Raw genomic sequence first — 3,195 nt, forward strand, 5'->3', positions numbered from 1 at the left:
GCAGGCGGCCGACAGATCAACACCAAGGCACCAGGGCCAGTCACGTTGCGGGTCAGACCACCGCTCGCAGCGGCACTCGACCATCCTCACAGTCAGGTTGAGTGGGGTCCGAGATCAACTACGTGCCCGACGTCGACGAGAGCGAGCTCGACCCCGACCTCGACCCGGCCGCGCTGATCCTCCCCGTCAGCCCCGAGGCGTCCGTCCGCTTCAAGGTCATGCCCAAGCGCGACGCACTCAGAAAGGTGGACGAGGCGCGCAGGCTCGCCAAGGAACAGCGCCGCAGCGCCGCGAGGGCGTCCGCCGAGGACCCCGGCCGCGACATCGAGGAGACCGAGGACGTCATGGCCGAGCTCACCCGTGACATGCGGCGTGAGGACGTGGCCCTCGTCGCGGATCACCCGCGGCTGATCGTGACGAGCGAGACGTCCCTCGACGACCTCCGGGCCCGGGTCGACTCGGTCATCACGCATTACGGCGGCCTCGGCGTCGAGGTCACGGTCGGCGCGGAAGAACAGCGCGAATTGTGGCTTGAATCGCAGCCGGGCGACCAACTTCGGGTTCCCGACCTCGGCCACACCCGCGACGTCACCGCCCTGTCCGGCTCCTGGTGGTGGGGCGGCGCCAAGGTCGGCGACGACCGCGGCCCCATCGTCGGCTACCTGACCGGCAGCACGCCCGGGGTCTTCAGGAACGACGTCACCGCCGGTTCGGATCGCGGCGACGCCACCACCACGGCATTCGTCGGCCGGTCCGGGCGCGGCAAGACAACCGCGATGATGCTCTCCATGCTCGACGCCGGGTTCCGCGGCGCCTACTGCCTCGCCCTCGACTTCAAGGGCGATCTAGGGGGAGTGGTCACGGCCGCGCGCCGGTACGGGCTGAACGCTCACTTGATCGAGACCGGGCCCCGATTCGCCGGGATCTGTGACCTGTTCACCCTCCTTGCCTCGGAGGGCGTCGACATCGCCCGCGGTGAGGTTCCCGCACAGCTCAGCATTGCTATCCCCGAGTGGCTGCGCGAGCGCGGCGCAGAGACCCGATTACCCGCGCGGTGAACAAGGTCATCGCAGCCGGTGAACCTGCCACGTGGAAGGTGATTGAGTACCTGCGGCAGATGGACGACGAGACCGGACGCCTCGCGGGCGAGGCCCTCTACGAGCTGTCGCAAAATGCGCTCGGCGCCCCGTTCATGGGACGCCCTACCTCCGACGCCCCGCCACTCGTCCCGGCCGCCGGAATCTGGGTCGTCCAAATGCCCGGCCTCTCCCTGCCCGGGGCGGACGCCGGCCGCCTGGACTGGACGCCCATGCAACGCCTTTCCGTCGCGCTCATGCATTCCATGCTCGCGTTCGGCATCACCACCGCCGGACGGCGCGACCTGCGCGGCCTGCGCAAGGCGGTCTGTGTGCCGGAAGTTCACGTCTTGACGGCGACCCGTGAGGGCGCCAACTTCTTGCAGTACATCGCCCGTGTGGGTAGGGCGCTCGCGACGTCGCTCTGAACCGCCCCGGCGTGTCCGGGGACTCAGTTTGTTGGATGAGCGGCCCGGGCGGGGTCGCGGTGGTGATCGTAGTGGGCCTGTTCGGCCTCGGTGGGGGTGAGGTCGTCGCAGGCGGTGTGCAGACGCCGGTTGTTGTACCAGTCGACCCAGGTCAGGGTGGCGATTTTGACGTCGGTCAGGGACTGCCACGGACCGTTCGGCTTGATGACCTCGGTCTTGAACAGGCCGATCGTGCTCTCGGCGAGGGCGTTGACGCTCCTATAGTTGTCAACTCGCTGGAGGGGCCGTCCGTGGGGTGGGCCGGAGCAGGTGGTAGACCTCGCGGATGACGTAGCGCTTGAGGCAGCGGATGATCTCGCGTTTCGTCTTGCCTTCGGCGGTGCGGCGCGCGACGTAGTCGATCGTGGGCTGGTGGAAGCGCATGCGGACGATGACGGTTCGGTAGATCGCGGCGTTGAGCTGTCGGTGGCCGCCGTGGTTGATGCGATGCCTGCCGCTGGTCATGCCGGAGCCGGTGGGCACCGGGGCGATGCCTGCGAGCTTGGCGAGAGCGGCCTCGGACTTGATCCGCTCGGGGTTGTCGCCGGTCACGACGAGGATCTCCGCGGCGGTGTCCACGCCGATTCCGAAGGGCTCGATTAGCTGTGGGGCGATCCGCTGGACCAGGTCGCCGATCATCTTCGTCAGCTCCTTGGCCTCGGTGTCCAGGTACTGCCACCGCTTGGCGAGCGTGCGCAGCGTGTGGCGAAGGGCGTCCTCGGGTTCCTCCAAGCGGCGAGGACGCAGGGCTGCCAGCTGCCGTGCCAGGGTGATCTGGGTCTTGCCGGCGGTCTCGCGGCGCAGGGCATCGGGGGCGTGGACGAGCATCGCCTTCATCGTGACCATCGCGCCTGTGCGCTGTTCAACGGCCTGGTCATGGGCGATTTTGAGCTGACGGATCATCTCGGCCTCGCCGTCGGCGGTCTTCGGCGTGGCCGTCGCGAACCCGGCCAGCACAGCGCGGGCGGCGTTCTCGGCGTCCAGGGTGTCGGACTTCCCGTTCATGTGGCGCAGCCGCCGGTCCGGGCGTCCGGCCTCGACGACCTTGTGGCCGGACCTGCGCAGGAACGAGGTGAGCGTGGCACCGTAGGAGCCGGTCCCCTCGATTCCGAAGGTCAGGACGGTGCCGAACGAGTCGGCCCAGTTGGCCAGTTGCTGGAAGCCGCCGGTGTCGGTGGGAATCGTGAGGGTGGCCAGGATTCCGCCGATCGTGTCCATCACCGCTGCGACGTGCACGTGCTTGTGCGTGTCGACGCCGATCACGACATGCCCGGACCTGAGCTGCTCACTGGTCTGCATGGAATTCCTTCCGGTCGGTAGCGTGGGGTTCACGCTGTCGCCGGTCGGACGGACAGGACTGTCACGGGGACGCTTTGGCGAGTCGGCTCCAGGCTCTTATCAGGTCACGTCCGTCCGGCGGCAGCGCTTGCTGCGTGCCCGGCTGGGCGGTCGACAGATCAACGCCAGGACACTCACGGGGTCAGTCATAAGCAAGAGTCAGACCGTCTCAGCCGGGGCTACCCGATCCTTGCGGGATCCGGTGCGAAAAACCTGACAGTCCAGCGCGTCGCCGACCGTGCCGACGGACGGGGCGATCCCGGCCTCCTGCAGATGGTCGGTGTAGCGAATGGCAAGGTATTGAGATCCGGCGT

The 3,195-nt window shown here is 68.1% G+C and carries 3 protein-coding genes and 1 pseudogene; 2 read left to right on the top strand and 2 right to left on the bottom strand.

What is annotated here, in order from left to right; translation table 11 throughout:
- The first annotated feature begins 101 nt into the window (after positions 1–101).
- The gene (locus ABZT03_RS43495) at positions 102–1,058 is read left to right on the top strand and encodes a hypothetical protein (protein WP_356049755.1); all 957 of its coding nucleotides are present in this window, start codon (positions 102–104) and stop codon (positions 1,056–1,058) included.
- The gene (locus ABZT03_RS43500; protein ID WP_356049757.1) at positions 1,055–1,504 is read left to right on the top strand and encodes an ATP-binding protein; all 450 of its coding nucleotides are present in this window, start codon (positions 1,055–1,057) and stop codon (positions 1,502–1,504) included. Before ABZT03_RS43495 ends, ABZT03_RS43500 begins: the two co-directional genes overlap by 4 nt.
- A 23-nt stretch (positions 1,505–1,527) precedes the next feature.
- Here ABZT03_RS43500 and ABZT03_RS43505 read toward each other — a convergent pair.
- Both ABZT03_RS43505 and ABZT03_RS43510 read right to left on the bottom strand, forming a co-directional pair.
- Positions 1,528–1,755, bottom strand: a pseudogene (locus ABZT03_RS43505) (integrase core domain-containing protein); the annotation flags it as partial.
- Between the two features lie 16 nt (positions 1,756–1,771).
- The gene (locus ABZT03_RS43510) at positions 1,772–2,842 is read right to left on the bottom strand and encodes an IS110 family transposase (RefSeq protein ID WP_356049759.1); all 1,071 of its coding nucleotides are present in this window, start codon (positions 2,840–2,842) and stop codon (positions 1,772–1,774) included.
- Positions 2,843–3,195 lie beyond the last annotated feature (353 nt).

The sequence above is a fragment of the Streptomyces sp. NPDC005574 genome, assembly GCF_040605435.1.
Classification (GTDB): Bacteria; Actinomycetota; Actinomycetes; order Streptomycetales; family Streptomycetaceae; genus Streptomyces.